This is a genomic window from Actinomyces stomatis (genome assembly GCF_031292835.1).
Taxonomy (GTDB): Bacteria; Actinomycetota; Actinomycetes; order Actinomycetales; family Actinomycetaceae; genus Actinomyces; species Actinomyces stomatis.
Window position 1 is genome coordinate 1 of the sequence record NZ_JASPEP010000054.1, and the last position, 1,779, is coordinate 1,779.

The window sequence follows — 1,779 nt, forward strand, 5'->3', positions numbered from 1 at the left end:
CTTCGGCCGAGCCGGGTGCGGACGGTCCCGATGCTGATGCCGCCGATGCCGCCGACGTGGGCTCGCCGGCCGGTGACGCCTCCGAGGCTGCCGGCTCATCCGGCGAGGTGGTGCCCAGCGGGGCGCCGGTGTAGCCGGCGCGGGCGACCGTGGCCAGGAGGTCGTCGACGCTCACCGTGCTCGGGGCGGTGATGCGGGCCGACTCGGTGGCGAGGTTGACCGAGGCACTCACGCCGTCGAGCTTGTTCAGCTTCTTCTCCACCCGGGCCACGCAGCTGGCGCAGGTCATGCCCCCGATGGAGAGGTTGACGGTGCGCAGCTGCTCGCCCGGTTCCTGGCTGGTCGTACTCATAGGAGCCTTCCGTGTCCGTGTCGGTATGCGTGGCCGCCCGTCGACGTCCGGACCTCGGGCGACGGCGGTGAGACGTCCGGGCTCAGCGCTCGCGGACGTCGCGCTCGACGGCGTCGAGCGTGTAGTCCCCGGCCTCGTCGATGGCCTCGGCCAGGGCGGCGTCCTCCAGGCGGATGTCGGAGAGCACGGTGACGGTGGACTGTCCGTCCTTGTTGAGCAGGACGGAGACGTCCTTGACGCCCTCGAGCGCCTCGAGCTCCTCGGTGACATGGGCGACGCAGTGGCCGCAGGTGAGTCCGGAGACCTTGAGGGTGGTGGTGCGGTCGATGCCGTCGACGGTGAACTCAGTCATCTCTCACTCCTTGGGAAGTGTGTACGAAAAACAGGTGGATCGGAACGGGAACAAAGCGGTCCGGCACTGAGCGGACCGTGGTGCTCAGGACCGCACGAGTCGGGCGATGGCGTCGGAGGCCTCGCGGATCTTGGCAGTGCCCTCCTCGTCGCCGGCCTGGGCGGCGTGCAGGACGCAGTGGCTCATGTGGTCCTCCAGCAGGCCGAGGCTGACGGCCTGAAGGGCCTTGGTGGCGGCGGAGATCTGGGTGAGGACGTCGATGCAGTAGACGTCCTCCTCAACCATGCGGGAGATACCCCGGACCTGCCCCTCGATGCGGCGCAGGCGCTTGAGGTAGTCCTCCTTGGATCCGGTGTAGCCGGCCATCTCTCCTCCGTTGTCTCGGTCGGGACCGAACATACCCCTAGGGGGTAGAGCGGTCAAGTACCCCCAGGGGGTATGTGGTCGGTGGTGGCCGCCCGGATTGCGGTCGAGGCCGGCCCGATGGGCACGGAACCGGGACACGGGGAAGGGGGACGTGGGATGCTCGTGCCATGACCGCCGTTGCCAATGCCGCCCCTGGCCCCGCCGACCCCGACGCGGCGCCCCGGACCACAGATGACCCCGACCTCCAGCTCGCCCGGGACCCGAGGGCCGGCGCCGGACGGCTCATGGTGCTGGCCGGCAACCGTCCGGACCTGCGCGGCGTCATCGTGGACAACCCGGGCTGCTCCCCGGAGCTGCGCGCCTGGGTGAGCCGCATGGGAGGCGCCTCCGCCGGCTCCGGCCGCGGCGGGCGTCCCGGCACCGATGCGGGAGCGGTCCGGCCGGACGGCTCTGGCGGCGTTGCCGACGCTGGCGACGTTGACGACTCCGTGTCGCTGGCACCCACGGGCTGGGAGCCCTCCGACATCGGCCTGGGCGACGACCCCTTCGGCTCCGTCCTGGGCGACCCGCTCATGGGCTCACCGCTCTTCGACGACGCCGGCGACCTGGGCCAGGAGCCCGCCTCCGCCGAGCCCGCCGGCGCAGCCGGTCGGAACGGGAAGGGAGGGCGGCGGCCGTCGTCGAGCCGGAGCACGGCCAAACCGCGTAC

Annotated in this window: 4 protein-coding genes; 1 reads left to right on the forward strand and 3 read right to left on the reverse strand. The window is 71.5% G+C overall.

The window, feature by feature from the left end; translation table 11 throughout:
* The 3 genes from RIV12_RS13055 to RIV12_RS13065 all read right to left on the reverse strand — a co-directional run.
* Positions 1-352, reverse strand: a 352-nt coding sequence (locus tag RIV12_RS13055) for a cation transporter (RefSeq protein ID WP_309324451.1), incomplete at its 3' end; no start/stop codon positions are given.
* A gap of 82 nt (positions 353-434) precedes the next feature.
* Complete coding sequence (locus tag RIV12_RS13060; RefSeq protein WP_309324453.1) at positions 435-704, reverse strand: heavy-metal-associated domain-containing protein; 270 nt, start codon at positions 702-704, stop codon at positions 435-437.
* 84 nt (positions 705-788) lie between these two features.
* Positions 789-1,070: a metal-sensitive transcriptional regulator gene (locus RIV12_RS13065; RefSeq protein WP_009406821.1), complete on the reverse strand. Its 282-nt coding sequence runs from the start codon at positions 1,068-1,070 to the stop codon at positions 789-791.
* Positions 1,071-1,237: 167 nt separating this feature from the next.
* On the opposite strand from RIV12_RS13065, the gene RIV12_RS13070 reads away from it, so the two are divergent.
* Positions 1,238-1,779 (forward strand): variant leucine-rich repeat-containing protein (locus RIV12_RS13070; RefSeq protein ID WP_487274894.1); only part of this gene is annotated, 542 nt, incomplete at its 3' end.

Bases quoted from the DNA above. Each gene is read 5' to 3' on its own strand.
- RIV12_RS13060 (WP_309324453.1), bottom strand. From the start codon at position 704: ATGACTGAGTTCACCGTCGACGGCATCGACCGCACCACCACCCTCAAG.
- RIV12_RS13065 (WP_009406821.1), bottom strand. From the start codon at position 1,070: ATGGCCGGCTACACCGGATCCAAGGAGGACTACCTCAAGCGCCTGCGC.